Raw genomic sequence first — 23,772 nt, forward strand, 5'->3', positions numbered from 1 at the left:
CTTATACGCCAAGCGATTTCAATTTGCGATGCAGAGCAGACCGTTCCATCCCCACAAATTCGGCGGTTCGGGAAATGTTGCCGCCGAACCGGTTGATCTGGGCGATGAGATAATCACGCTCGAACAATTCGCGCGCCTCGCGCAAGGGAAGCGTCATGATGTGATTGGATCCCGCAGCCGAAGTCTTGGGCAGCATATCAGAAACGTCATCGGGCAGCATATCGGCGCTGATGACGGTATCCGGACCATCGGAACGGGCCAAAATCATCAGCCTTTCCATATAGTTGCGCAATTGCCGGATGTTGCCCGGCCAGGTATGGGCCTGGATCACGGCCAGCGCATCGTCGCCGATCCGCCGGTTTCTGATGCCCGCCTGTTCGGAGATCTGGCGCATGAAGGTATCGACCAGGAAGGGAATATCCTCGCGCCGTTCACTGAGCGAGGGCACCCGGACAGGCACCACCGCAAGGCGGTGATACAGGTCTTCCCTGAACTCGCCTGCGGCAATAAGCTCCTCAAGGTTGCGCGCAGTCGATGACAATATGCGCACATCCACCTTGACCCGCTTGGTTCCGCCAACGCGCTCGAACTGCTGGTCAACCAGCACCCGCAGGATCTTGCTCTGGGTGCCGCGCGGCATGTCGGCCACTTCATCGAGGTAGAGAATGCCGCCATGCGCTTCTTCCAGCGCGCCGACCTTGCGCTCGTGGCTGGCCGCACTTTCGGTACCGAACAGCGCCACTTCCATGCGCTCGGGCGTAATCGCCGCCGCATTGAGCACCACGAACGGCCCCCCTGCCCGCGTCGACTTGCGGTGAATGAGCCGGGCAACCAGCTCCTTGCCGGACCCGGAAGGCCCGAGGATCATCACCCGGCTGTTGGTCGGCGCAATCTTGTCGATCGACTGCTTGAGCTGGGAGACAGCGACCGAAGTGCCGATCAGTTCGACCGGATCGCCAGAGCGTTTCTTGAGTTCGGTGACTTCCCGCTTGAGATTGGATGTTTCAAGCGCCCTTTCGGCGACCAGCAGCAAGCGGTCGGCCTTGAATGGCTTTTCGATGAAATCATAGGCTCCGCGCTGGATTGCCGAGACCGCGGTTTCGATGTTGCCGTGACCGGATATCATCACCACCGGCAGATCGGGATAGCGCGCCTTGATCTCGTCAAGCAGCGCCAGACCATCGAGACGGCTGCCCTGCAGCCAGATATCGAGAAAGATCAGACGCGGGACGCGGTCCGAAATCGCAGCCAGTGCGGAATCACTGTCTGCCGCGGTTCGGGTTTCATGCCCTTCGTCATCCAGAATGCCGGATACGATTTCGCGTATATCGGCTTCGTCATCAACGACCAGAATGTCAGACGCCATCTGCCGGTTCCCTTTCGTTTTCTTCTTGTTCTTTGCTGGCCTGCGCATCCACCGGTAGGCGGACGGTGATCATTGCGCCCTTGCCGTCGTCGACGTCGGCCGGCGCATCCCGCAGCTGGATTGTGCCGCCATGGTCATCAATGATCTTCTTGACGATGGCCAGGCCCAGGCCGGTGCCTTTGTCGCGCATCGTCATGTAGGGTTCGAGCAGCCGGTGCCGGTTTTCACCAGGCAGGCCGCGGCCATTGTCGATGATGTCGACGATGTACTCCCGCTCGTCAGGCGAGAGTTGCGCGCGCAGGATAATGACCTTGCCCGTGCGTTCCTGATCGGAGGGAACAGCGTCGATCGCCTCGGTGGCGTTCTTGACGAGATTGCCGAAGGCCTGTCCCAGCATCCGCGGGTCGAACTCGCCTTCAAGCGGAAAGTCGGGAAACTCGCTCTTGAATTCAATATCGGACCGGCTGACCTCGCGCAGGAATGCCGCATCCTTGAGGATATCGCGCAAATCGGTGTGCACCTTGGAGGGCTTGGGCATGCGGGCAAAAGACGAGAACTCATCGACCATTCGGCCGATATCCTCGACCTGGCGGACGATTGTGTTGGTGCACTGGTCGAAAACGGCACGGTCATCGTCGGGGATCTGCTTGCCATAGCGGCGGCGGATGCGTTCGGCGGAAAGCTGTATCGGCGTCAGCGGGTTCTTGATCTCGTGGGCGATGCGCCGGGCCACATCAGCCCAGGCTGTCGAGCGCTGGGCGATCAGGAGGTCGGTGATGTCATCGAGCGTGACAACGAAGGATTCAAGCCCGTCGTGGCTTTGCTCGCGGGTGACCTTGACGTTGAGCGTGCGCTCCTTGCCGCCACGGTGCAGCGTGACCTGTGCCATGGCAGCCGTGCGCGGCCGCATCGAGGCTTCCGCCATGACGGTCTCGAACTCCGGCGCCAGCTGCGTGAAATGATGGCCGATGACCTCGGCTTCGCCGCCGCCGAGAATTTCGCAGGCGGAGCGGTTGGCGATTGTGACTGAGCCATTGTGATCGACGCCGACGACACCGGCAGAGACCCCGGACAGCACGGCTTCGGTGAACCGCCGCCGGTCATCGATCTGGTCTTTTGCCGACAGGATCTCGTCACGCTGGGTGCGGATCTGCACGATCATGTTGTTGAATGTCTGCGCCAGTGACCCGACATCGCCGTCCGAGGCGTGCACCGGCACCACCACATCGAGATTGCCGCTGGCAACATCGTCGGATGCACCGATCAGCACCCGGATCGGGCGGACAAGCCGGTCAGCGACAGCGATCGCGGTCCAGATCGCCGACAACAGCACGATCAGCGCAAAGCCCAGGTAGAGAATGCCGAAGGCCAGTTGCAGCGATGTCCGCCCCTGCTCCAGCGTCTGGTATTCCTGCGTCGCCTCTTCCATCTGCCGCATCGACCGCATGACTTCGGGATCGACCACACGCACCGTGTACAGAAGCGCGCCGCTGATCTGCTGCAGCGGCATCAGCGCGCCAACCAAATTGGTGACACCGGGCGGGATCAGCGTCGGCTGTCCCTTGACCGCATCCTGAAGCGCCTGTTCAGGCACGGCCGGTAGCGGCCGTTCGGTCTCGATGTCGGCCTGCATGATGACGCTGCCGTCCTCGCGGACAAGAAAGGCGCCGAGCAGGCCGCGGCCGGTGGCCTGGCGTGTCATGAACTGGGAAAATCCGACCCGGTCGAGCGAATAGAGCGAGCGCGCATTGTCCAGGTCATTGGCCATGGACACCGTTTGGCCTTGCAAAAATCGCGCATTTTCAAGAACATAGGCTTGAGCAACCGACAATGACGAGTTGACGATCGACTTGGTGCGAATCGAGAACCAGCGGTCGAGCCCGACATCGAGCGTGATCGAGGCAACAATGGCGACAAGGATCGCGGGCAGGATTGCCACGATCGAAAACAGACCGACAACCCGGATGTGCAGCTTGGCTGCGGCCTTGCCCCGCTTCCGCGCCTTGAGCAGCGAGCGGATTTCGAGAAACACCAGCGTCACCAGCCCGATGACGAAGATCAGGTTGATCACCACGGCCCCGAGCACGACCTGATCGACCGGTTCGATGGGGGTCAGCCCCAAAAGGATCGCGAACGAGACCAGTGCACTCAGGAATGCCGAGACAACAAGCGCAATACCGGGAAGCGTGAACAGATTGCGGCGGCGGCCGGTGGTTTCCCCGCGAATATCCATGGCTTCAGGCCCCATGGAATCGCGCCCCGGTTCGCTGGAAATCCGGCTGGTTTCTGTCAAACCGGCATGAGCCGGTCCGGACGCCGTGTCGATTGCCATCTATTGCCTGCCACTCCATTTGCCCTCGGGCTTAACCGTTGCGAACAAGCAACAGAATGTGGCGAAAATGCAACTTTCAGGCAAGATCTGTCAAGCGGTTCCCGGCTGGCGGCCAAGTCAGACCGGACGGGGCGAGCGATAGACGGTCACTCCGAGTTCACGGATCTTCTTGCGCAGGGTGTTGCGGTTGAGACCGAGCAGATCGGCAGCCTTGATCTGATTGCCGCGGGTGGCGGTGAGCGCCGCCAGGATCAGCGGATACTCCACCTCCTCCAGCACTCGCTGATAGAGGCCCGATGGCGGCAGATCCTCACCGAAACCGGCGAAGTATCGGCGCATGTTTTCTTCCACCGACTGGGCGATCGTGGCAGGTCCCATCGAGGTCGAGCCCTGCGGCGATGGCGGTTCGGGCGACTCAATCCTGAGCTCGTTGTCGATGATCTCGCGGGTGATGACGTCCTGCGGATAAAGCGCCATCACGCGGCGGACAACGTTTTCCAGCTCGCGCACGTTGCCCGGCCAGGGATAGGCCTTGAGCAGCTCCAGCGCCTCGCCGTCGAACCTCTTGGCATCAAGCCCCTCGCCGACCGCTCCGCGCACGAAATGGCGCACCAGGTCCGGCACGTCCTCGGCTCGGTCCCTCAGCGCCGGCAGGCGCAGGGGCACGACGTTGAGCCGGTAGAAAAGGTCTTCGCGGAACAGGCCCTGATTGATCAGGATCTTGAGATCCTTGTTGGTGGCGGCGACAATCCTCACATCGGTCTTGATCGGTGTGCGGCCACCCACCGTGGTGTATTCGCCCTGCTGCAGCACGCGCAGAAGCCGGGTCTGGGCATCCATCGGCATGTCGCCGATCTCGTCGAGGAACAGGGTGCCGCCCTCGGCCTGCTCAAAGCGGCCGGTCGACTTGTTCTGCGCGCCGGTGAAGGCGCCCTTCTCGTGGCCGAACAGTTCGGACTCGATCAGGTCGCGCGGGATGGCGGCCATGTTGATGGCGACAAACGGACCGTTGCGGCGCTTGCCGTAGTCGTGCAGCGCACGGGCGACCAGTTCCTTGCCGGTTCCGGACTCGCCGGTGATCATCAGGGTCAGATCGGTCTGCATCAGCCGGGCCAGAACCCGATAGATCTCCTGCATGGCCGCAGAACGCCCGACCAGCGGCATGCCCTCGGTGGTTTCCTCGGGCTGTGCGGTGAGTTTGCGCGGCTCCGCCAGCGCCCGGCCGATGGTGCCGATCATCTCGGTCAGGTCAAACGGCTTGGGCAGGTAATCATAGGCGCCACCTTCCGACGCCTTGATCGCGGTCATGAAGGTGTTTTGCGCGCTCATCACCAGCACCGGCAAATCCGGCCGTGCCCGGCGGATCCGGGGCAGCATGTCAAAGGCATTTTCGTCCGGCATGATCACGTCGGTGATGACAAGGTCGCCATCGCCGGCCGAAACCCAGCGCCACAGCGTTGCAGCATTGGACGTTATGCGCACATCGTACCCTGCCCGGGTCAGCGCCTGGTTGAGAACGGTACGGATCGCCGCGTCATCGTCGGCAACTAGAATGGTGGCTTTGCCCATCGGTTCAGTCCTTTTGGTCCGGCGTCCAGCCCGTGGATGAGGGCAGCGGCTTTATTGGCCGGCCGTCGGGCGAAACCGGCATCAGAATGCGGAAAGTGGTTTTGCGGCTCTGGCTGTCGCATTCAACGATGCCGCCATGGCCGCCGACGATTTTAGCGACCAGGGCAAGCCCGAGGCCGGATCCGTTGGTCTTGGTGGTGACGAACGGATCGAACAGATGCGAGACCAGATCGGCAGGAACACCGGGGCCGTTGTCCTGGACGCAGAATTCGAGCGGCAGCGAGACCTTCTCACGGGTCCCGGCAACCGAAAGCCGTATGCCGGGACGATAAGCCGTGGTCAGGACGATTTCACCGTCGGGATCGTCACCGATGGCTTCGGCGGCGTTCTTGACCAGGTTGAGGAAGACCTGAACCAGCTGGTCGCGATTGGCATAGACCGATGGCAACGACGGATCGTAGAGCTCGACAAACTTGATCTTGCGGGCAAAGCCAGCCTTGGCCACCGCCTTGACGTGATCAAGAACGGAATGGATGTTGACGGGAACCCGGTCGACCGGGCGCTCGTCGGAGAAGATCTCCATGCGGTCGACGAGAGAAACGATGCGGTCGGTCTCGTCGCGGATCAGCCGGGCGAGCGCGCGATCCTCGTCACCGACAGACATTTCCAGAAGCTGCGCTGCGCCGCGAATGCCCGACAGCGGGTTCTTGATTTCATGGGCCAGCATCGACGCCAGCCCGGTCACCGAGCGTGCCGCGGCACGATGGGTGAGCTGACGGTCGATCTTGTCGGCCATCGAACGTTCCTGGAAGACCACCACGACATTGCCGGGCAATCCCGCCACCGGCGCTACGTAGAGATCGACCAGCTTGTCGCTTCCCAGTCTCGGGGAACTCAGATCAACCCGGTATTCGTTGACCGCGGCGCGGCGTTCCCGCACCTGTTCGATGAGTTCAAGAAGCGGGCTTCCAAACGGGATGAAGGCGTCGAGCTTGTGCCGGCCAAGATGGGCAGCGCTGGCGGCGAAGAAGGATTCGGCTTCCCAGTTGGCAAAACAGACAACACTGTCGCCATCGACCATGATCACCGGGTGCTGAATGGCGTTGAGCACCATGCTGGCGGTATCCGCATCGGCTGCGGCAATTTTTTCGGGAAATATGTCGGTCACGCCGCACTCTCCATCATTGAAGGCGAATCGGCGGCGGCTTCGAGCACATCGGCGAATATGCCCAATACTTCATCGGCGCTGCCGGAGGTCATCAGTCTGGCCTTGTGGGCAGCAGGTGTGTCGGGCGCCAGTGTTTCAAGATACCAGCCGATATGCTTGCGGGCATGGCGAACACCGACATCATCGCCGTAATGGGCGATCATCAACCGGTAATGCTCAAGCGCGACTGCATTTCGTTCAGCCGGACCAGCAGGAATGTCGCTGGACCCGGCCAGCGCACCGCAAATCCACGGCTGGCCCTGAGCGGCGCGCCCGATCATCACCGCATCGGCGCCAGACCGGAGCAGGCACTCGTCAATATCGGCGCGGGAAGTGACATCGCCATTGGCGATCAATGGCACGGTGACAGCCTCGCGCACGCGGGCGATGGCGTCCCAGTCGGCCACGCCCTTGTAGAACTGCATGCGGGTGCGGCCGTGAATGGTGATCATCCGGACGCCGGCAGCCTCCGCCCGGGCCGCGATCAACGGCGCATTGAGCGTGTCGTGATCCCAACCAAGCCGCATCTTGAGCGTTACCGGTACGGAGACCGCGTTGACCGTCGCCTCGATCAGCCCAAGCGCATGGTCGGGATCGCGCATCAGCGCCGATCCGGAATAACCGCCCGTCACCTTCTTGGCGGGACACCCCATGTTGATGTCAATCATCGCGGCGCCGGAATCCTCGGCAATGCGGGCCGCCTCGCCCATCCAGCGGGCCTCGCGGCCGGCAAGCTGGACCACATGCGGATCGATACCGTCACCGCGCAGGCGAGCGAGCGATTCGCGGTTATCGGTGACCAGTTCGCGGCTTGCCACCATCTCGGTGAACACCAGCCCTGCCCCATGCCGCCAGGCCAATTGCCGGAACGGCAGGTCGGAAATGCCCGACAGCGGTGCCAGAAACACCCGGTTCCGTGCAGTTACCGGCCCGATCTGAAGCGGCTGGTCGAGTATCGTGTCGATTTTTTGCATGCGTTTCGTGCAGCTTTCTCTGTTGCCGCTTTTTTAGACACATATGCGGGGATTGCCAAGGCGAATTCATTCTACAGTCGAGAAAAATGCAAAAGATCTTTTTTCCGGTTAACTCACGCCCTAAACACGGCGTGAGCACACGCCCACCACAAGCCCAGCCTCCGGAGGAGACAGCCATGGTCAACGAAACACCAGCCCCCTATCGATTGCCCGATGTCCGCACCGGCAATGGCTATGATGTGCACCGTCTTGTTCCCGGCGACTTCGTCACCCTGTGCGGGGTCGAAATACCGCATGATCAGCGGCTCGACGGGCATTCCGATGCCGATGTGGGCCTGCATGCACTGACAGACGCGCTGCTGGCAACCTGTGCGGCGGGCGATATCGGCGATCATTTCCCGCCGTCGGATCCGCAGTGGCGCGGGGCCGCGTCCGACATGTTTCTCGCTCATGCAGTCACAATCGTGCGCGAGGCGGGCGGCGTCATCATGAATGTCGATGTCACACTGATTGCGGAAGAGCCGAAAATCGGGCCGCACCGGCTTGAAATGCGCCAGTCGCTTGCCCGCATTCTCGGCATCTCCGTCGACCGATGCTCGGTCAAGGCCACCACCAACGAGACCATCGGCTTCATCGGCCGCCGAGAGGGCATCGCCGCGATTGCCACGGCCACCGTGGTGTTGGGGGAACCGGCATGAGCGAGGCTGCCACTCTCGACGGCATGCGCGCGGATTGCCGCCGCCTGGCACAGCAGATCATCGACACGTTCCCCGGTTTGGGCGCAATGGTCGCAACCGCCGAATCGTGCACCGGCGGTCTGATTGCTGGCGCGATCACCGACATTGCCGGATCGTCTGCGGTGTTTGACCGCGGGTTCGTGACCTACTCGAACGAGGCCAAGCAGGACATGCTGGGCGTTCGCGAAACAACCCTTGAAGCCTTCGGCGCCGTTTCGGCGCAGGTGGCGACAGAGATGGTGCTTGGTGCACGCCAGCGGTCGCGGGCAGATTTTGCCGTGTCGGTGACCGGCGTTGCCGGACCCGGCGGCGGCTCGCCGCAAAAACCGGTGGGGCTGGTGTGGATGGGGCTGTCAGGCCCGGGCGATCTGACCAGCGCAGTTGAATTGCGCTGGGATGAAGACTGGAGCCGTGACATGATCCGCGCGGCCACGGTGCGCGCAGCGCTTGAAGCACTGATCGGCCGCACAATGCTGGGGGCCGGGTCTCAGGATACCCCCGCTTCGCCGTAAATCGCCCGGGCGCGCTTTTCGAAAGCCTCGGAAAACATGCGGAAGGCGCGGTCGAACATCGCGCCCATCAGTGCGCCGAGCATCATGCTCTTGAATTCATAGTCGATGAAGAAGCCAACTTCGCAGCCACCGGACGGGCTCTCCACGAAGCTCCACTTGTTGTCGAGATATTTGAACGGGCCATCGAGATATTTGACGTCGATCGCCAGATCGTCCGGCTTGAGCAGCACCTGGCTGGTAAAGGTCTCCCGGATCTTCTTGTAGCCAACCGTCATGTCGGCAATCAGCAAAGCCTTGCCGTCACGTTCCTTGCGCGAGCGGACGCTCAGCGCCTCGCACAACGGCAGGAACTCCGGATAGCGTTCGACATCGGCGACCAGATCGAACATCTGGCGTGGCGAATGCGGAACGTGGCGCTTGGTTTCGTAGGTTGGCATCGTGTCAGCTGGCAGCCATTTCGCCCGCAAGCTTGGCGTCACGATTGGCTTTCAGCCTGGCGAAATCATCCCCCGCATGGTGCGATGAGCGTGTGAGCGGGCTCGAAGAGACCATCAGGAAGCCCTTGGTGTAGGCGATCTTCTCGTAGCTCTTGAACTCTTCCGGCGTGACGTAGCTCATCACCTCGTGGTGCTTGCGGGTCGGCTGCAGGTACTGGCCGATGGTCATGAAATCGACATCGGCCGAACGCAGGTCATCCATCAGCTGCAGCACTTCGTTGCGCTCTTCGCCCAGCCCCACCATGATTCCCGACTTGGTGAACATGGTCGGGTCGAGTTCCTTGACCCGCTGCAGCAGCCTGAGAGAGTGGAAATAGCGCGCGCCGGGGCGCACGGTCAGATAGTTGCCAGGCACGGTTTCAAGGTTGTGATTGAACACGTCGGGCTTGGCCGCGACCACGCGCTCCAGCGCACCGGGCTTGCGCAGGAAGTCAGGCGTGAGGATTTCAATCGTGGTTTCCGGCGAGGCTGCGCGGATGGCCCAGATCACCTTTTCGAAATGTTCGGCGCCGCCGTCGTCGAGATCGTCCCGGTCGACCGAGGTGATGACGACGTGCATCAGCCCCATCTGCCTGACCGCCTTGGCGACGTTTTCAGGCTCGTTCGGATCGAGCGCGTTGGGTTTGCCGGTGATGACATTGCAGAAGGCACAGGCGCGGGTGCAGATTTCGCCCATGATCATGAAGGTGGCGTGCTTCTTGTCCCAGCATTCGCCGATATTGGGGCAGCCGGCTTCTTCGCAGACCGTAACGAGGTTGTTCTCCTTCACGATCGAGCGGGTTTCCTGGTAACCCTTGGACGTGGGCGCGCGGACGCGGATCCACTCCGGCTTGCGCTTGACCTCGGTGTCGGGCCGGTTCTGCTTTTCCGGGTGCCGAACGCGCTTGGCGACGGGAGTGGTGACATCGAGGATGGTGACCATGATGCGGTCCTTTACATGCGTTATGGTTCAGCTGCGCTTGGAGCGGCCGAAGATCCAGAGGATAAGGACAGCACCAATGATGGCGACGACCAGATTTCCGGCGAATCCGTAATAGTTGATGTTGAGCACACCGGCGAGCGCGCTGCCGACGAACGAGCCGGCGATACCGACGAGGATGTTGGTCAACAGGCCATGGTCGCGATTCATGGCCCGTTCGGCGACATAACCGGCGATCAGGCCGACCAGCAGCAGACCGAAGAAACCGAGCCCCGGCATTGCCAGAAAGCCCATGTGATATTCCATCATCATCGTCTGTCTCCCTTTGCCGCAGCGTGAAGCGCCCGCATGATCAACCAGAATGTAAGACCGAGCATCAGCCCCATCAATGCCAGGATGACGGAAACTGCCGCGATTCCCGCCATTCCCTCAAGCCGAAGCGATCCGAACTCGACCGCTCCGCGGCCGCGAATGGCGGCAAGACCGGCCAGGGCGCCGAGAGCAGCGCCGCCGATGACCGGCAGCACCACGGCGCGCGGAAGCCGGCGGATGCCGGTCACGCGTTCAGCGCCCGCCCATAGGCGTCAAGCACGCTTTCCTTCAGCGTTTCCGAGATCGTCGGATGCGGGAAGATGGTGTGCATCAGGTCTTCCTCGGTGGTCTCGAGGTTCATCGCCACGACAAAGCCCTGGATCAACTCGGTGACTTCCGCCCCGACCAGATGGGCGCCGAGTAATTCGCCGGTTTTCTTGTCGAAGATGGTCTTGACCATGCCCTGGTCCTCGCCCAGCGCAATGGCCTTGCCATTGGCGACAAACGGGAAGCGGCCGACGCGGATGTCGCGGCCAAGCTCTTTCGCCTTGGCTTCGGTCAGGCCAACGGAAGCAACCTGCGGGTTGCAATAGGTGCAGCCGGGGATCTTGAGCTTGTCCATCGGGTGGACATTGGGCAGACCGGCGATCTTCTCGACGCAGATGACGGCCTCGTGCTCGGCCTTGTGGGCCAGCATCGGCGGACCGGCGACATCGCCGATGGCATAGAGGCCGGGCACATTGGTCTTGCCGTATCCATCGATGACAATGCAGCCGCGATCGGTCATCACACCAAGTGCCTCAAGGCCGATGTTCTCGATGTTGCCCTGCACGCCGACAGCCGAAATCATCCGGTCAGCAGTGATCTTCTCGACCTTGCCGTCCTTGAGTTCAACATGGGCGGTGATCGAGTCGGCGCCCTTGTCGACCTTGGTCACCTTGGCTTCGAGCAGGATCTTCATGCCCTGCTTGTCGAACTGCTTCTTGGCAAACGCCGAGATTTCGGCGTCCTCGACCGGCATCACGGTTTTCATGACTTCGACCACTGTCACATCGACACCCATGGTGCGATAGAACGAGGCGAACTCGATGCCGATGGCGCCGGAGCCCATGACCAGCAGCGACTTCGGCATCTTCTCGGGCTTCATCGCCTCGAAATAGGTCCAGATCAGCTTGCCATCGGGCTCGATGCCCGGCAGTGCGCGCGGCCGTGCGCCGGTGGCGATGATGATGTGCTTGGCGGTGTAAGTGCCCTCGCCAAGCGTGTTCTTGGGGACAGGGCCCTGCGGCTCGACAATCTTCTTGGTGGTCTTGGAGACGATGATTTCACCGGGCTTGGTGAGCTTGGCTTCCCCCCAGATCACATCGACCTTGTTCTTCTTCATCAGGAAGCCGACGCCGCCGTTCATCCGCTCGGCGATGCCGCGCGAGCGCTTGACGATGGCCTCGATATCCGGCGTCACAGTGCCTTCGAGCTTGAGGCCGTAATTCTTGGCATGTTCGGAAAGATGCAGCACTTCCGCCGAGCGCAGCAGCGCCTTGGTCGGGATGCAACCCCAGTTGGAGCAGATGCCGGCCAGATGCTCACGTTCGACCACGGCGGTCTTCAGACCGAGCTGGGCGGCGCGGATGGCCGCGATATAGCCGCCAGGGCCGGAACCGATGATGATCACGTCGTAATTGTTTGACACGCCTCGTCTCCTCTAAGTCAGGGCGGACGGATCAGCATCCGCCCTGCCATCTTTACGGGGCTATGTCAGGCCGTTTCAGCCCGCCAGCATCCCGTAGATTTCGTCCTTGAGCTTCAGACGCTCCTTGCGCATTTCTTCCATGTGCAAGTCATCCGTCGGCTCGACATCGGTCTCGGCACGGTGAATGGCCCGGTTGACCTCGTGATATGCATCAAAGAGTTTGGCGAAATGGGCATCGCTCTGTTTCAACTCATGCATTTTCGCGACGTGCTCGGGAAATTCCTCTGCCAGTTCGTGGGGCGTGTTCGACATCAGCCGTCTCCTCGTTGGTTTGGTGATGTCTGCACTGTATCCGCCCTAAGCCATTGCTCTCCTTGACCTTGGTCAATTGCTCCAAATTCAGTGCCCCAGCAGCAACCGTGCTACCGGCGACAGTCCGCGCCCTATGGCGCGGGTGTTCTTGGCGTCCAGATGCACTCCGTCGACGGAGGAGCACTGGGCCACCGATCCCGCATCGAAGAACCCTGCCCCCATTTCATCGGCCAGGTCGGCGTAGAACGAGGCCAGCATTGCCGACTGCTCGACACCGCCCTCGAACATCGCGGCAAAATCCGGGTCGGCGGTTTCAACCAATGGCGGCGGTGCGACCACCAGTGTCTGCGGCGGGTCCTGCTCGACCGGCCACGCGTGCAGGCGGACCAGTTGCAGCAGGCGCCTCAGCCCCTTGGACGCGGCATGAGCGGTCCCGGCGACAGCGGGTTTCATGTCGTTGGATCCCAGCATGATGATCACCAGATCAAGCGGTGCATGGGCATGCAGTGCGGTCGGCATCGTGCGCGTGGCGTTGCGGTCGCAATCACCGGTGAAATCGTCAAACGCGGTTGTGCGGCCGTTGAGCCCGTCAGCCACCATGTGCACGCCTTCGCCAAGGCCTGCCGCCAGCGCTGTGGGCCAGCGATCCTCGAGCGCATGCCGGGCGCGATTTTCCGGATCATAGCCCCAGGTAAGCGAGTCGCCGTAGCACAGAACGGTTTTCATCATTCCACCTCTCGACGGGAGACGGGCGTCCCCGCACTTGTGCTAGCTGCCTAGCTTGCGAAGCCCAAGCGCCACGAAAAGGAACAGGATGCCATTGGACACCAGCTCGATACCGAGCAGCAACCCGAGAATCGTGGTCGAGGACTGGGGGAAATCGGCGAGGATGAGAACGCCCAGCAGCACCGAGACCAGCCCCGAGCCCAACACCCAGCCCCAACCGCCGAGAGGGCGCAGGGACAAGGCAAACATGGCCTTGGTAATGCCGGTGACAAGGAACAGGATCGCAATCAGCAGGGTCAGCGATATGCTGCCCGCCAGCGGGTTTGCCACGAGCACGACGCCAACCAGCAGGGTCAGCACGCCGATCCCGAGCGACCAGATGAAACCGGACCAGCCGCGGTCGCGGAATGCAGACACCACCTGAATTGCGCCCTGGATCAGGAAGACCCACCCGGCAAGCGTGACCGCGAAGATGGTCGCACCGAACGGATTGGCCAGCGCCAGCACCCCGCCGACGATGCAGAGCACGGCAAGCGCCGCCATCCATTTCCAGATCCTGCCGAAACTCTCGTTTACATCAATGTCAGCCATATCACGCACCCTTCAGTGTCGATTGTCATGCGTCTCAGACCAGCATTCCCATCGGGTTTTCGATGTAGCCCTTGAAGGCCGCCAGCAGTTCAGCGCCGAGCGCACCATCGACGGCGCGGTGGTCGGTCGACAGTGTCACGCTCATCACGGTGGCGATTGCAAGGGCGCCATCCTTGACCACGGGACGCTGCTCTCCGGCACCGACTGCCAGAATGGTCGCATGCGGCGGGTTGATGACGGCGGCAAAATCCTTGACGCCCATCATGCCCATGTTGGAGACCGAGGTGGTGCCACCCTGATATTCCTCGGGCTTGAGCTTGCGGTCCTTGGCGCGCTTGCCAAGATCCTTCATCTCGTTGGAAATGGCAGACAGGCTCTTGAGTTCGGCCGAGCGGATGATCGGGGTGATCAGGCCACCGGGGATCGAGACGGCGACGCCGACATCGGAATGCTTGTGCATCACCATGTTCTCGTCGGTCCAGGAGACATTGGCATCGGGCACGTCACGCAGTGCAAGTGCCAAGGCCTTGATCACCATGTCGTTGACCGAGAGCTTGTAGGCCGGCTTGTCATCCTTGAGCGGGGCCGCCTTGTTGAGTTGCGCCCTGAGCGCCAGAAGCGCATCAAGTTCGCAATCGACGGTGACGTAGAAATGCGGGATCGTCTGCTTGGATTCCTGCAGGCGCCGCGCAATGGTCTTGCGCATGCCGTCGTGCTTGACCAGCTCATAGGAGCCTTCGGCGAAGTTCTTGAGTATGGCGTCGTCCGACATGCCCTTGGCGGCGGCGGCCGGTGCAGCGGACGCCGCAGCGGCGGCAGGCGCCTTGCCGGTGCCCGAGGCAATGGCGGATTCGACATCCTTCTTGACCACGCGGCCATGCGGGCCGGAGCCCGAAATCGCCGAGATATCAAGTCCGGCATCCCTGGCGATGCGACGGGCCAGCGGCGAGGAGAATGTGCGTTCGCCGGAGGCTGCCGGCGCGGCAGGTGCAGCCGTCGTTGCTGGCGCGGGAGCGGCCGCAGGAGCGGCTTCGGCTTTCGGGGCCTGAGCCGGTGCTGCGGCAGGAGCCGGCGCAGGGGCAGCGTCGCCGCCGCCCTTGGCTGCCTCTTCCACACTCTCGCCGTCGGCGGCGAGAATGGCAATCAGCGCATTGACCTTGACGCCTTCGGTGCCGGACGGAACAACGATCTTGGCAACCGTGCCTTCATCGACGGCTTCGACTTCCATCGTCGCCTTGTCGGTCTCGATCTCGGCGATCACATCGCCGGGGCCGACCTTGTCGCCTTCCTTGACCAGCCACTTGGCGAGGTTTCCCTCTTCCATGGTTGGCGAAAGAGCAGGCATTGTGATGTTGATAGGCATCTTCCAGTCCTCCCCTTAAGCCGTGTAGGTGACGGCTTTGACCGCATCGACAATCTCGGCGACGTTGGGCAGCGCGAGTTTCTCGAGATTGGCTGCGTAGGGCATGGGAACATCCTTGCCCGCGATGGTGATGATCGGCGCGTCGAGATAGTCAAACGCCTGCTGCTGCACGCGCGTGGCGATCTCGGTTCCGACGGAGGACTGCGGATAGCCTTCCTCGACGGTGACCAGGCGGCCGGTCTTCTTGACACTTTCGATCACGGTCGGAAGATCCATCGGACGGATGGTGCGCAGATCGATCAGTTCGACATCGATGCCGAGACCGGACAGCTCTTCGACTGCCTTGACCGCGTAATTCATGCCGATGCCGAAAGAGACGATGGTGACGTCCTTGCCCCGCTTGTGGATGCGGGCCTTGCCGATCGGCAGGACGAAATCATCGAGCTTGGGCACGTCGAAGGTGTGACCGTAGAGGATCTCGTTTTCGAGGAAGATCACCGGGTTCGGATCGCGGATCGCGGCCTTGAGCAGGCCCTTGGCGTCGGCTGCCGTATAAGGCATTACCACCTTGAGGCCGGGAATGTGGCTGTACCAGGCGGCGTAGCACTGAGAGTGCTGGGCACCGACACGGGCAGCCGCACCATTGGCGCCACGGAAGACAATCGGCGCGCCCATCTGGCCGCCGGACATATAGAGCGTCTTGGCGGCGGAGTTGATGATCTGGTCGATCGCCTGCATGGCGAAGTTGAAGGTCATGAACTCGACGATCGGCCTCAGGCCGGCCATCGAAGCGCCGACACCGATGCCGGTGAAGCCGTGTTCGGTGATCGGGGTGTCGACCACGCGCCTGGCGCCGAATTCCTGCAGCAGCCCCTGGGAGATCTTGTAGGCGCCCTGGTACTCGGCCACTTCCTCGCCCATGAGGAAGACATCTTCATTGGCGCGCATTTCCTCGGCCATGGCGTCGCGAAGCGCCTCGCGCACCGTGGTCGGCACCATTTCCGTGCCCTCGGGGATTGCCGGATCGGCTACAGCCGTGTTGGCGACAGGGGCAGCAGGAACAGGTGCGGCCTTGGCAGGTTCGGATGCGGCAGGCGCCTCGGCAGCGGGTGCCGGGGCCGATTTCGCCGAATCGATGTCGGAAGCGCTTTCGCCCTCCTCCAGCAGCACGGCGATAACCGCATTGACCTTGACGTTCTCGGTGCCGGCGGGGACCACGATCTTGCCGATCTTGCCCTCGTCGACGGCTTCGACTTCCATCGTCGCCTTGTCGGTTTCAATTTCGGCGATCACATCGCCGGCGGCGACAGAGTCACCTTCGTTCTTGAGCCATTTCGACAGCGTGCCCTCTTCCATGGTCGGGGACAGCGCAGGCATCAGGATATCAATCGGCATGGTGTTCCCTCCCCTTACAGCAGAATGTCGGTGTAGAGCTCGGACGGATCCGGCTCCGGGTTGTTCTGGGCGAAGTCTGCCGAATCCGCCACGATGTCCCGCACCTTCTTGTCGATGGCCTTGAGATCGTCCTCGGTGGCATGCTTGAGCTCGAGCATGCGCGCCTTGACCTGTTCGATCGGGTCGTGCTCGGAGCGCATCTTCTGCACCTCGTCCTTGGACCGGTACTTGGCCGGGTCGGACATCGAGTGGCCGCGGTAGCGGTAGGTCAGCATCTCGAGGATGATCGGACCCTTGCCGGAGCGGCAATGGGCGACAGCCTCGACGGCTGCGGCATGCACCGCACGCACATCCATGCCGTCGACCTGGTGACCGGGGATGCCGAAGGAATTGCCGCGGAGCGAGAAATTCGACTGTGCCGAGGAGCGCGCCGTCGAGGTGCCCATGGCGTAGCGGTTGTTCTCGACGATATAGATGATCGGCAGCTTCCACAGCGCGGCCATGTTGAAGCTCTCGTAGACCTGGCCCTGGTTGGCAGCGCCATCGCCGAAATAGGCGACCGAGACATTGTCGTTGCCACGGTACTTGTTGGCAAAGGCAAGGCCGGTGCCGAGCGACACCTGGGCACCGACGATGCCGTGGCCGCCGTAGAAATTCTTTTCCTTGGAGAACATGTGCATGGAGCCGCCCTTGCCATGCGAATAGCCGTCCTTGCGGCCGGTCAGCTCGGCCATGACGCCGCGGGCTTCCATGCCACAAGCCAGCATGTGGCCGTGATCGCGGTAGCCGGTGATGACCTGGTCACCATCCTTGAGCGCCATCTGCATGCCGACAACAACGGCTTCCTGACCGATATAGAGGTGACAGAAGCCGCCGATGAAACCCATGCCGTAAAGCTGGCCGGCTTTTTCCTCAAAGCGGCGAATGAGAAGCATCTCGCGATAGGCTTCAAGTTCGGTTGCCTTGTCGAAATCTGTAAATCCGCCGTTCAGCCCGCTCTTTTCAGCCGGCTTCTTGCGGGATGCGGCAGTGGCGCTTTTACGTGTAGCCATCTCGTCCTCCCAATGGTCTCGTGGGTTGACCATAGGGAAATTGAAGCCTGTCAGCAAGCGCATAAACGCATAGCTGATATTCCATCTACATGACTGATTTTATTGTATATAATTAGAATTAACTGAAATCCGGTTAATTCATCGAATCAGTTGAAGTACACAACCTCATCCTCGCGGGCGACGTTCAGCAAAGCCCGCGCCCGTTCATCCAGCATGTCAGCCTCGACCGCGCCATCGCTCAGCAGCATGACCTTGCGTTCAAGATGTTGCCTGCGTTCGCTCAGGGTTGCAAGGCGTTCCGACAATTCAATACGCCTCGCCTCGAGCGCCTCGGCCGATTCCAGACCGTAGGCTCCCGACCATGAATGAAACCCGAAATAGGTGAAACAGGCAGCCGACAATACCGGAACAACCCAACGGCTCCAGAAACGCTGCTTTTTAAACTGTGTCCGCATTCGAAAAACGCCTTACCCCTGCGAGGGGCAAAGGATGGCAGGTCATACTTAAGATAGCGTTAGCCGGTTGCGCTAATTGCTGCATCGCAAAACAAAGGGCCCGCATTTTCATGCGAGCCCCCTGCCTGTTCAGATTGCCCGTGAACATCTGCGGGCATGGACAGCTCTGTTATCCGCGCAGCACCGAAGCACCGGCATAGGCCGCTTCCACGCCGAGCTCTTCCTCGATACGGATCAGCTGGTTGTACTTGGCCAGCCGGTCCGAACGCGACAGCGATCCGGTCTTGATCTGTCCGCAGTTGGTGGCAACCGCCAGATCGGCGATGGTCGAATCCTCGGTCTCGCCGGAACGGTGGCTCATCACCGCGGTGTAGCGCGCCTTGTGCGCGGTCTCGACGGCGTCGAGCGTTTCCGACAGGGTGCCGATCTGGTTGACCTTGACCAGGATCGAGTTGGCGACACCCATCTTGATGCCGTCGCGCAGCCGGGCCGAGTTGGTGACGAACAGATCGTCGCCGACCAGCTGGCACTTGTCGCCGATCTTGTCGGTCAGCGCCTTCCAGCCGTCCCAGTCATCCTCACCCATGCCGTCCTCGATCGAGATGATCGGATACTTCGCCTGCAGTTCGGCGAGATAATCGGCCATGGCTTCGGGCTCAAGCGCACGGCCCTCGCCTTCGAGCTCGTACTTGCCGTTCTTGAAGAATTCGGTCGCGGCGCAGTCGAGCGCCAGATGAATGTCCTCTCCCGGACGGTAACCGGCCTTTTCGATCGACTGCATGATGAAGTCGAGTGCAGCGGGCGCACTTTTGAGATTTGGCGCGAAACCGCCTTCATCGCCGACATTGGTGTTGTGACCGCCGTTGGCGAGTTCCTTCTTCAGTGTGTGGAAGACTTCCGAGCCCATGCGCACGGCGTCGCGGAGGGTCTCGGCGCCGACCGGCATGATCATGAATTCCTGGAAATCGATCGGATTGTCGGCATGGGCGCCGCCATTGATGATGTTCATCATCGGAACCGGCAGCAGACGCGCATTGGCGCCGCCGACATAGCGGTAGAGCGGCAGGCCACTGGATTGCGCGGCGGCGCGGGCGGCGGCCAACGAGACGCCGAGAATGGCATTGGCGCCGAGCTTGCTCTTGTTGGCGGTGCCATCGAGCGAAATCATCGCCATGTCGAGCGCAATCTGTCCCTCGGCATCCATGCCGCAGATGTTGTCGCGGAGCGCGCCGTTGACCGCAGCCACGGCCTTTTCAACGCCCTTGCCCAGATAACGGCTGCCGCCGTCACGCAATTCAACAGCCTCATGCGCGCCGGTTGACGCGCCTGACGGCACCATCGCGCGCCCCATTGACCCGTCTTCGAGATGCACGTCGACTTCCACCGTGGGGTTTCCGCGGCTATCGAGGACTTCCCGTCCGACAATATCTATAATGGCGGTCATGGTCTGGTTCCTTCTTGAGGTAGGGCTAAGGTTTGGCATGTCGCCGGGCGGCGTTGCGCCGTCTTACCGCACTGCGCCGAAAAATCAATTGCGGCGCCGCCGGACAGCCAGGGAAACGTGCGGCACGACCGCATTCCCGCGCAGGCTCGCCGCCAGCCCGGACGGGCTGCCACCGCCTTCACTCCAACCAACCGCACCTGCATTCCAAAGAAACCTGCAGCCCTAAAAATTGTTTTCAAATTTCGAACCACTTTCAATGCCAGCGTTAATTTTTAGCCACACCTAATGCAACCTGCCCCGGAAATGGCGCCCAAGATTTTTGGCATTCCATTCCGCAAAGCGCAGACGAATTTTATAATTCACAGAGAAACGCGCCATTTGCGTGGAATATTTTTTCCCGCCACTGCAAATTTCATATTCAAGAACTCGCCACTCTCGTTAACGCCTAATTTACATTTAAGTAATGCGTTTTGGCTATCTGTTGGGGCGACCGAACGGAAAGTTGCCGCGCGTCAAGCGGCTCTCTGCATGATGCAAAACCGTTTTGAAACATGATCTCACCCTTAAGACGGTATGTAGCGGAGCAGTTGCATGAAATTGAATATCGGACGCAGCCTGGTCATCTTCGGAGTGGTGGTTTCACTCGGGCTTATCGGCTCGATGGCCCTCAAGAAGTACATCTTTGAAGAGCTGAAGGTAAACGGTATCGTTTACCACGACATCGCCCTGGGCAAGGACCTGGTGGCGGACATTGTGCCAAATGCCCTTTATGCAATTGAGCCTTACATGCTGGCAAACGAGATGGTGGTCTATCCCACCATTGTCGACAAGAACAAGGCCAAGATCGAAACCCTGCATCAGGAATACGAGGCGCGAAAGGCGCATTGGCAGAAGTCCGACCTCGCCCCGGCCCTGCTGAGCAAGCTTCAGCAGGATGTGCTGGTCAAGGGCGATGCTTTCTGGGCGATCATGGACAAGCAGTTTCTGCCTGCCGTGACCTCCGGGGATGCGACCGCCGGCGAGATTGCGCTGGGGGAACTCTACAAGGCGTTCCACGACAAGGAAGTGTCTGTGCACGAGCTTGCCGTTTCGGCTCTTGAGTACCGGGACGGTGCGGAAACACTCGCCGCAGAAGAGGACGCATTGTTCTCGAAGATTTCGCTGGGCGCCAGCATCCTGTCCATTGTGCTGTTTATCGGCGGGCTGTTTGTGTTCCGCCAGAGGGCAGTCGTGCCGCTCACCGCGATGAAAGACTATATGGGCATGCTGGCCGCGGGCGACTACTCCAACGATGTTCCCTACGCCCAGCGGGACGATGAAATCGGCGAGATGGCGCAATCGGTTGCCTATTTCCGCCAGGGCGAAATGGACCGCAAGGATGCCCGCGCGAAGTCCGCGGCCGAGCAGGCCGAGATCAAGCGTCTCGAGCAGGAGGCCGCGGAGCGGCAGGCCGCAGAAGACGCGGAGCGGGTCCGGGTCATCGAAGCGTTGACCACCGGGCTCGAGAACCTGTCGTCGGGCAACCTCGGCTACCGGATCAACGCAACCTTTGCACCGGCCTACGAAAAGCTGCGCACGGAGTTCAACGCTGCGGTCGGCTCCCTGAGCGAGACCATGACCGAGATCTCGACAACCACCGAAGCCGTCCGCCTCGCCTCGTCGGAAATCGGCTCGGCTTCGGACGACCTGTCAAAGCGCACCGAACAGCAGGCTGCCTCGCTCGAGGAAACGGCTGCTGCCCTCGACGAGATCACCTCGACGGTCAAGAGTTCGTCGCAGCGCGCCGAGGAAGCCAGCACCATGGTCGGCACCGCGAAAACCGGCGCGGAGAAATCCGGCACCGTGGTCAAGAACGCCATCTCGGCCATGGAACGGATCGAGGAATCCTCCAGGCAGATCAGCCAAATCATCTCGGTGATCGACGACATCGCCTTCCAGACCAACCTGCTGGCGCTCAATGCCGGCGTAGAAGCGGCTCGTGCCGGCGAGGCCGGCAAGGGGTTCGCGGTCGTCGCCCAGGAAGTACGTGAACTGGCCGGACGGTCGGCCAATGCCGCCAAGGAGATCAAGACCCTGATCGAAACCTCGTCAACCCAGGTCGGCACCGGCGTGACGCTGGTCAACCAGACCGGCACGGCGCTCGGCGAAATCGAAGGCCAGGTCGGCAAGATCAATGACCTGATCCAGTCGATCGTCACCGGCGCGCGTGAGCAGTCGACCGCCCTTGCCGAGATCAACTCGGCGATCAACCAGATGGATCAGGTTACCCAGCAGAATGCCGCGATGGTGGAAGAAACCAATGCGGCGACGCAGGGCTTGTCGGGTGAAGCCGTCAAGCTCGAAGGCCTGGTCGGTCGTTTCACCACCGGCGGCGGCGCAAGCCATTCCGCACCGGTGGCTGCCAACACCAGGTCCCAGCCAGCCCCCTCCCCGGCACGGGCATTGGGCGCCAAGATCGCCTCTGCCTTCGGCCGTGGCGGTGCGGCAACCGCCCAGAAGGAAGAGAGCTGGAGCGAGTTCTGATCCAGGCCGCCAGCCAAATCCAGACTTCGACCTCAATCGAAACCGCCGGACCTCGTGTCCGGCGTTTTTTTACCTTTCATGCCTGAGCCAGTTGCAGGGCAAGACCGGACGCGTCCCGCCTGCCTCCCGGTGACTTCCGGGTCTGACAGGCATCGCCCGGAACAAGAAAAACGCTCCCGCACCACCCCGACCACACGGGCTTGGTTAACAGCTATGTATTTTTTTATGCGCAATTAAGAATCTTCTAACCTTTCAAATTCTATTTATTGTACGAGAGATGAGCGCAGCACGTGATGCGCAAGCAGTCGGCATGAAGCCAAGCCCTTCCACCAAATCAGTTCCAACTCCGATCAGAGCAACAAAATCCGTGTGATTTTGCCGTTCCTTATTGTCTTGCGTCCACTTCTGAGGGAATACAATGAACATCAGCATTTCGCGTAGCTTGGTATTACTTGCCGTTACCGTCACTCTTGGCCTCGTCTTCGTATTCGGACTACAGAAATACATCTACGAGAAGCAAAAGGTCACGGGCCCGACCTACACCGTCATCGTCGACAGCAAAGATCTTCTCGCCGACATCCTGCCGCCGCCGCTCTACGTGGTGGAATCCTACATGCTGGCCAACGAGGCAGTGGTGCACCCGACAATCGCGGAGATCAACGCTGCGCGGATTGCCGAGCTGGAGGCAGAATACAATGCGCGCAAGCAATACTGGCTCAAATCAAGCTACGAGAAACCGCTGGTCGAGCAACTCGGTTCGGGCATTCTCGCCGCGGGCGAAAAATACTGGACGGTCATGAATGACAAGTACCTTCCTGCCATTCGCGCCGCCGACAGCGTTGCCGCTACCATCGCACTGGGAGAGCTGCGGTCGGCGTTCACCTCCAGCGACGCCGCAGTCAAAGCCCTGGTCAACGACGTTTCCAGCTTCGATGAGCAGGTTCGTACCGACGCGGAGGCGGAGGATTCATTCTTCTCCACCATCACTCTTGTTGCGAGTACCGTCTCGATCGGCATTTTCCTCGCCGGCCTGTTCGTTTTTCGCCAGCGCGCCATCGTGCCTCTGACGGCTATGAAGGACTATATGCAGGTGCTTTCGGACGGCGACTTCGCACGTGACGTCCCTTATGCAGAGCGGTCCGATGAAATCGGCGAGATGGCAAAATCCGTTGCCTATTTCCGCGACGCGGCCATGGAGCGTGACAATGCCCGTGCGCAAAGCGAAACGGCTCGCAGGGAAAAAGCGGAACAGGACGCAGAGATTGCCGAACGCAAGGCGGCCGAAGATGCCGAACGTGTCCGTGTCATCGATGCCTTGACCAAGGGGCTGGAAAACCTTTCGTCCGGCAATCTGACCTACCGCATCACCGAACCTTTCGCTGCTGACTATGTGAAGCTGCGAAGCGAGTTCAACGCCTCGATCGAGCAATTGAATGCGACGCTCGGAGATATCGCGCTTACTACCGAGGCAGTCCGCCTCGCCTCGTCGGAAATCGGTTCGGCGTCGGACGATCTGTCCAAGCGCACCGAACAGCAGGCTGCCTCGCTCGAGGAAACGGCTGCCGCCCTCGACGAGATCACCTCGACGGTCAAGAGTTCGTCGCAGCGCGCCGAGGAAGCCAGCACCATGGTCGGCACCGCCAAGGAGGGTGCTGAAAAATCCGGCACGGTGGTCAAGAACGCCATCTCGGCCATGGAACGGATCGAGGAATCCTCCAAGCAGATCAGCCAGATCATCTCGGTGATCGACGACATCGCCTTCCAGACCAACCTGCTGGCACTCAATGCCGGCGTCG

21 protein-coding genes and 1 pseudogene are annotated in these 23,772 nt (G+C 61.1%); 4 read left to right on the forward strand and 18 right to left on the reverse strand.

Annotation, left to right across the window (positions count from 1 at the left end):
• Position 1: 1 nt before the first annotated feature.
• The 5 genes from WNY80_RS05175 to dusB all read right to left on the reverse strand — a co-directional run bounded on the left by WNY80_RS05175 (position 2) and on the right by dusB (position 7,448).
• On the reverse strand, positions 2 to 1,366 hold the full coding sequence (locus WNY80_RS05175; protein WP_342886252.1) for a sigma-54 dependent transcriptional regulator: 1,365 nt from the start codon (positions 1,364 to 1,366) through the stop codon (positions 2 to 4).
• A complete protein-coding gene (locus WNY80_RS05180; protein WP_342886318.1) occupies positions 1,356 to 3,614 on the reverse strand; it encodes a PAS domain-containing sensor histidine kinase in 2,259 nt (752 codons plus the stop codon). Before WNY80_RS05180 ends, WNY80_RS05175 begins: the two co-directional genes overlap by 11 nt.
• Before the next feature lie 201 nt (positions 3,615 to 3,815).
• Positions 3,816 to 5,267, reverse strand: a complete 1,452-nt coding sequence (gene ntrC / locus WNY80_RS05185; protein WP_342886253.1) for a nitrogen regulation protein NR(I) — start codon at positions 5,265 to 5,267, stop codon at positions 3,816 to 3,818.
• A 4-nt stretch (positions 5,268 to 5,271) separates the two neighbouring features.
• On the reverse strand, positions 5,272 to 6,426 hold the full coding sequence (locus tag WNY80_RS05190; protein ID WP_342886319.1) for a nitrogen regulation protein NR(II): 1,155 nt from the start codon (positions 6,424 to 6,426) through the stop codon (positions 5,272 to 5,274).
• A 5-nt stretch (positions 6,427 to 6,431) separates the two neighbouring features.
• The gene (gene dusB, locus WNY80_RS05195) at positions 6,432 to 7,448 is read right to left on the reverse strand and encodes a tRNA dihydrouridine synthase DusB (protein WP_342886254.1); all 1,017 of its coding nucleotides are present in this window, start codon (positions 7,446 to 7,448) and stop codon (positions 6,432 to 6,434) included.
• A 206-nt stretch (positions 7,449 to 7,654) separates the two neighbouring features.
• Here dusB and ispF point away from each other — a divergent pair.
• Both ispF and WNY80_RS05205 read left to right on the forward strand, forming a co-directional pair.
• Positions 7,655 to 8,146: pseudogene (gene ispF / locus WNY80_RS05200) on the forward strand (2-C-methyl-D-erythritol 2,4-cyclodiphosphate synthase); the annotation flags it as partial.
• Complete coding sequence (locus WNY80_RS05205; RefSeq protein ID WP_342886255.1) at positions 8,143 to 8,697, forward strand: CinA family protein; 555 nt, start codon at positions 8,143 to 8,145, stop codon at positions 8,695 to 8,697. The pseudogene ispF and the gene WNY80_RS05205, both read left to right, overlap by 4 nt.
• Here the strand turns inward: WNY80_RS05205 and WNY80_RS05210 are convergent.
• The 13 genes from WNY80_RS05210 to eno form a co-directional block, all read right to left on the reverse strand.
• Positions 8,673 to 9,134, reverse strand: coding sequence for a type II toxin-antitoxin system RatA family toxin (locus tag WNY80_RS05210; RefSeq protein WP_342886256.1), 462 nt, complete (start codon positions 9,132 to 9,134; stop codon positions 8,673 to 8,675). The two genes, WNY80_RS05205 and WNY80_RS05210, sit on opposite strands and share 25 nt — an antisense overlap.
• Positions 9,135 to 9,138: 4 nt before the next feature.
• A complete protein-coding gene (lipA, locus tag WNY80_RS05215; RefSeq protein ID WP_342886257.1) occupies positions 9,139 to 10,116 on the reverse strand; it encodes a lipoyl synthase in 978 nt (325 codons plus the stop codon).
• 27 nt (positions 10,117 to 10,143) lie between these two features.
• Entirely contained in the window at positions 10,144 to 10,422 is a 279-nt protein-coding gene (locus WNY80_RS05220; protein WP_342886320.1) for a GlsB/YeaQ/YmgE family stress response membrane protein, read from the reverse strand.
• Entirely contained in the window at positions 10,422 to 10,673 is a 252-nt protein-coding gene (locus WNY80_RS05225) for a hypothetical protein (RefSeq protein ID WP_342886258.1), read from the reverse strand. Before WNY80_RS05225 ends, WNY80_RS05220 begins: the two co-directional genes overlap by 1 nt.
• A complete protein-coding gene (gene lpdA, locus WNY80_RS05230; RefSeq protein ID WP_342886259.1) occupies positions 10,670 to 12,115 on the reverse strand; it encodes a dihydrolipoyl dehydrogenase in 1,446 nt (481 codons plus the stop codon). Before lpdA ends, WNY80_RS05225 begins: the two co-directional genes overlap by 4 nt.
• A gap of 75 nt (positions 12,116 to 12,190) precedes the next feature.
• Positions 12,191 to 12,427 (reverse strand): YdcH family protein, encoded by a 237-nt coding sequence (locus WNY80_RS05235; protein ID WP_342886260.1) that lies wholly within the window; start codon positions 12,425 to 12,427, stop codon positions 12,191 to 12,193.
• An 87-nt stretch (positions 12,428 to 12,514) separates the two neighbouring features.
• Positions 12,515 to 13,156 (reverse strand): SGNH/GDSL hydrolase family protein, encoded by a 642-nt coding sequence (locus tag WNY80_RS05240; protein WP_342886261.1) that lies wholly within the window; start codon positions 13,154 to 13,156, stop codon positions 12,515 to 12,517.
• Between the two features lie 39 nt (positions 13,157 to 13,195).
• Positions 13,196 to 13,744, reverse strand: a complete 549-nt coding sequence (locus WNY80_RS05245) for an HdeD family acid-resistance protein (protein ID WP_342886262.1) — start codon at positions 13,742 to 13,744, stop codon at positions 13,196 to 13,198.
• Positions 13,745 to 13,778: 34 nt separating this feature from the next.
• A complete protein-coding gene (locus WNY80_RS05250) occupies positions 13,779 to 15,107 on the reverse strand; it encodes a pyruvate dehydrogenase complex dihydrolipoamide acetyltransferase (protein ID WP_342886263.1) in 1,329 nt (442 codons plus the stop codon).
• 15 nt (positions 15,108 to 15,122) lie between these two features.
• A complete protein-coding gene (locus tag WNY80_RS05255) occupies positions 15,123 to 16,502 on the reverse strand; it encodes a pyruvate dehydrogenase complex E1 component subunit beta (RefSeq protein ID WP_342886264.1) in 1,380 nt (459 codons plus the stop codon).
• A 14-nt stretch (positions 16,503 to 16,516) separates the two neighbouring features.
• Positions 16,517 to 17,554 (reverse strand): pyruvate dehydrogenase (acetyl-transferring) E1 component subunit alpha, encoded by a 1,038-nt coding sequence (gene pdhA, locus WNY80_RS05260; protein ID WP_342886265.1) that lies wholly within the window; start codon positions 17,552 to 17,554, stop codon positions 16,517 to 16,519.
• Between the two features lie 146 nt (positions 17,555 to 17,700).
• Complete coding sequence (locus WNY80_RS05265) at positions 17,701 to 18,009, reverse strand: septum formation initiator family protein (RefSeq protein WP_342886266.1); 309 nt, start codon at positions 18,007 to 18,009, stop codon at positions 17,701 to 17,703.
• Between the two features lie 169 nt (positions 18,010 to 18,178).
• Positions 18,179 to 19,453 (reverse strand): phosphopyruvate hydratase, encoded by a 1,275-nt coding sequence (eno, locus tag WNY80_RS05270; protein ID WP_342886267.1) that lies wholly within the window; start codon positions 19,451 to 19,453, stop codon positions 18,179 to 18,181.
• Between the two features lie 591 nt (positions 19,454 to 20,044).
• On the opposite strand from eno, the gene WNY80_RS05275 reads away from it, so the two are divergent.
• Both WNY80_RS05275 and WNY80_RS05280 read left to right on the forward strand, forming a co-directional pair.
• Positions 20,045 to 21,976, forward strand: coding sequence for a methyl-accepting chemotaxis protein (locus tag WNY80_RS05275; RefSeq protein WP_342886268.1), 1,932 nt, complete (start codon positions 20,045 to 20,047; stop codon positions 21,974 to 21,976).
• Between the two features lie 418 nt (positions 21,977 to 22,394).
• A partial coding sequence (locus WNY80_RS05280; protein ID WP_342886269.1) for a methyl-accepting chemotaxis protein occupies positions 22,395 to 23,772 on the forward strand: 1,378 nt, incomplete at its 3' end.

The sequence above is a fragment of the Hoeflea sp. AS16 genome (genome assembly GCF_038900095.1).
Taxonomy (GTDB): Bacteria; Pseudomonadota; Alphaproteobacteria; order Rhizobiales; family Rhizobiaceae; genus Hoeflea.

Excerpts from the sequence above, each read along its gene's own strand:
- WNY80_RS05175 (WP_342886252.1), bottom strand. The coding sequence starts at position 1,366 with ATGGCGTCTGACATTCTGGTCGTTGATGACGAAGCCGATATACGCGAA.
- WNY80_RS05180 (WP_342886318.1), bottom strand. The coding sequence starts at position 3,614 with ATGGGGCCTGAAGCCATGGATATTCGCGGGGAAACCACCGGCCGCCGC.
- ntrC (WP_342886253.1), bottom strand. The coding sequence starts at position 5,267 with ATGGGCAAAGCCACCATTCTAGTTGCCGACGATGACGCGGCGATCCGT.
- dusB (WP_342886254.1), bottom strand. The coding sequence starts at position 7,448 with ATGCAAAAAATCGACACGATACTCGACCAGCCGCTTCAGATCGGGCCG.
- WNY80_RS05205 (WP_342886255.1), top strand. The coding sequence starts at position 8,143 with ATGAGCGAGGCTGCCACTCTCGACGGCATGCGCGCGGATTGCCGCCGC.
- WNY80_RS05210 (WP_342886256.1), bottom strand. The coding sequence starts at position 9,134 with ATGCCAACCTACGAAACCAAGCGCCACGTTCCGCATTCGCCACGCCAG.
- lipA (WP_342886257.1), bottom strand. The coding sequence starts at position 10,116 with ATGGTCACCATCCTCGATGTCACCACTCCCGTCGCCAAGCGCGTTCGG.
- WNY80_RS05220 (WP_342886320.1), bottom strand. The coding sequence starts at position 10,422 with ATGATGGAATATCACATGGGCTTTCTGGCAATGCCGGGGCTCGGTTTC.
- WNY80_RS05235 (WP_342886260.1), bottom strand. The coding sequence starts at position 12,427 with ATGTCGAACACGCCCCACGAACTGGCAGAGGAATTTCCCGAGCACGTC.
- WNY80_RS05240 (WP_342886261.1), bottom strand. The coding sequence starts at position 13,156 with ATGATGAAAACCGTTCTGTGCTACGGCGACTCGCTTACCTGGGGCTAT.
- WNY80_RS05245 (WP_342886262.1), bottom strand. The coding sequence starts at position 13,744 with ATGGCTGACATTGATGTAAACGAGAGTTTCGGCAGGATCTGGAAATGG.
- WNY80_RS05250 (WP_342886263.1), bottom strand. The coding sequence starts at position 15,107 with ATGCCTATCAACATCACAATGCCTGCTCTTTCGCCAACCATGGAAGAG.
- WNY80_RS05255 (WP_342886264.1), bottom strand. The coding sequence starts at position 16,502 with ATGCCGATTGATATCCTGATGCCTGCGCTGTCCCCGACCATGGAAGAG.
- pdhA (WP_342886265.1), bottom strand. The coding sequence starts at position 17,554 with ATGGCTACACGTAAAAGCGCCACTGCCGCATCCCGCAAGAAGCCGGCT.
- WNY80_RS05265 (WP_342886266.1), bottom strand. The coding sequence starts at position 18,009 with ATGCGGACACAGTTTAAAAAGCAGCGTTTCTGGAGCCGTTGGGTTGTT.
- eno (WP_342886267.1), bottom strand. The coding sequence starts at position 19,453 with ATGACCGCCATTATAGATATTGTCGGACGGGAAGTCCTCGATAGCCGC.
- WNY80_RS05275 (WP_342886268.1), top strand. The coding sequence starts at position 20,045 with ATGAAATTGAATATCGGACGCAGCCTGGTCATCTTCGGAGTGGTGGTT.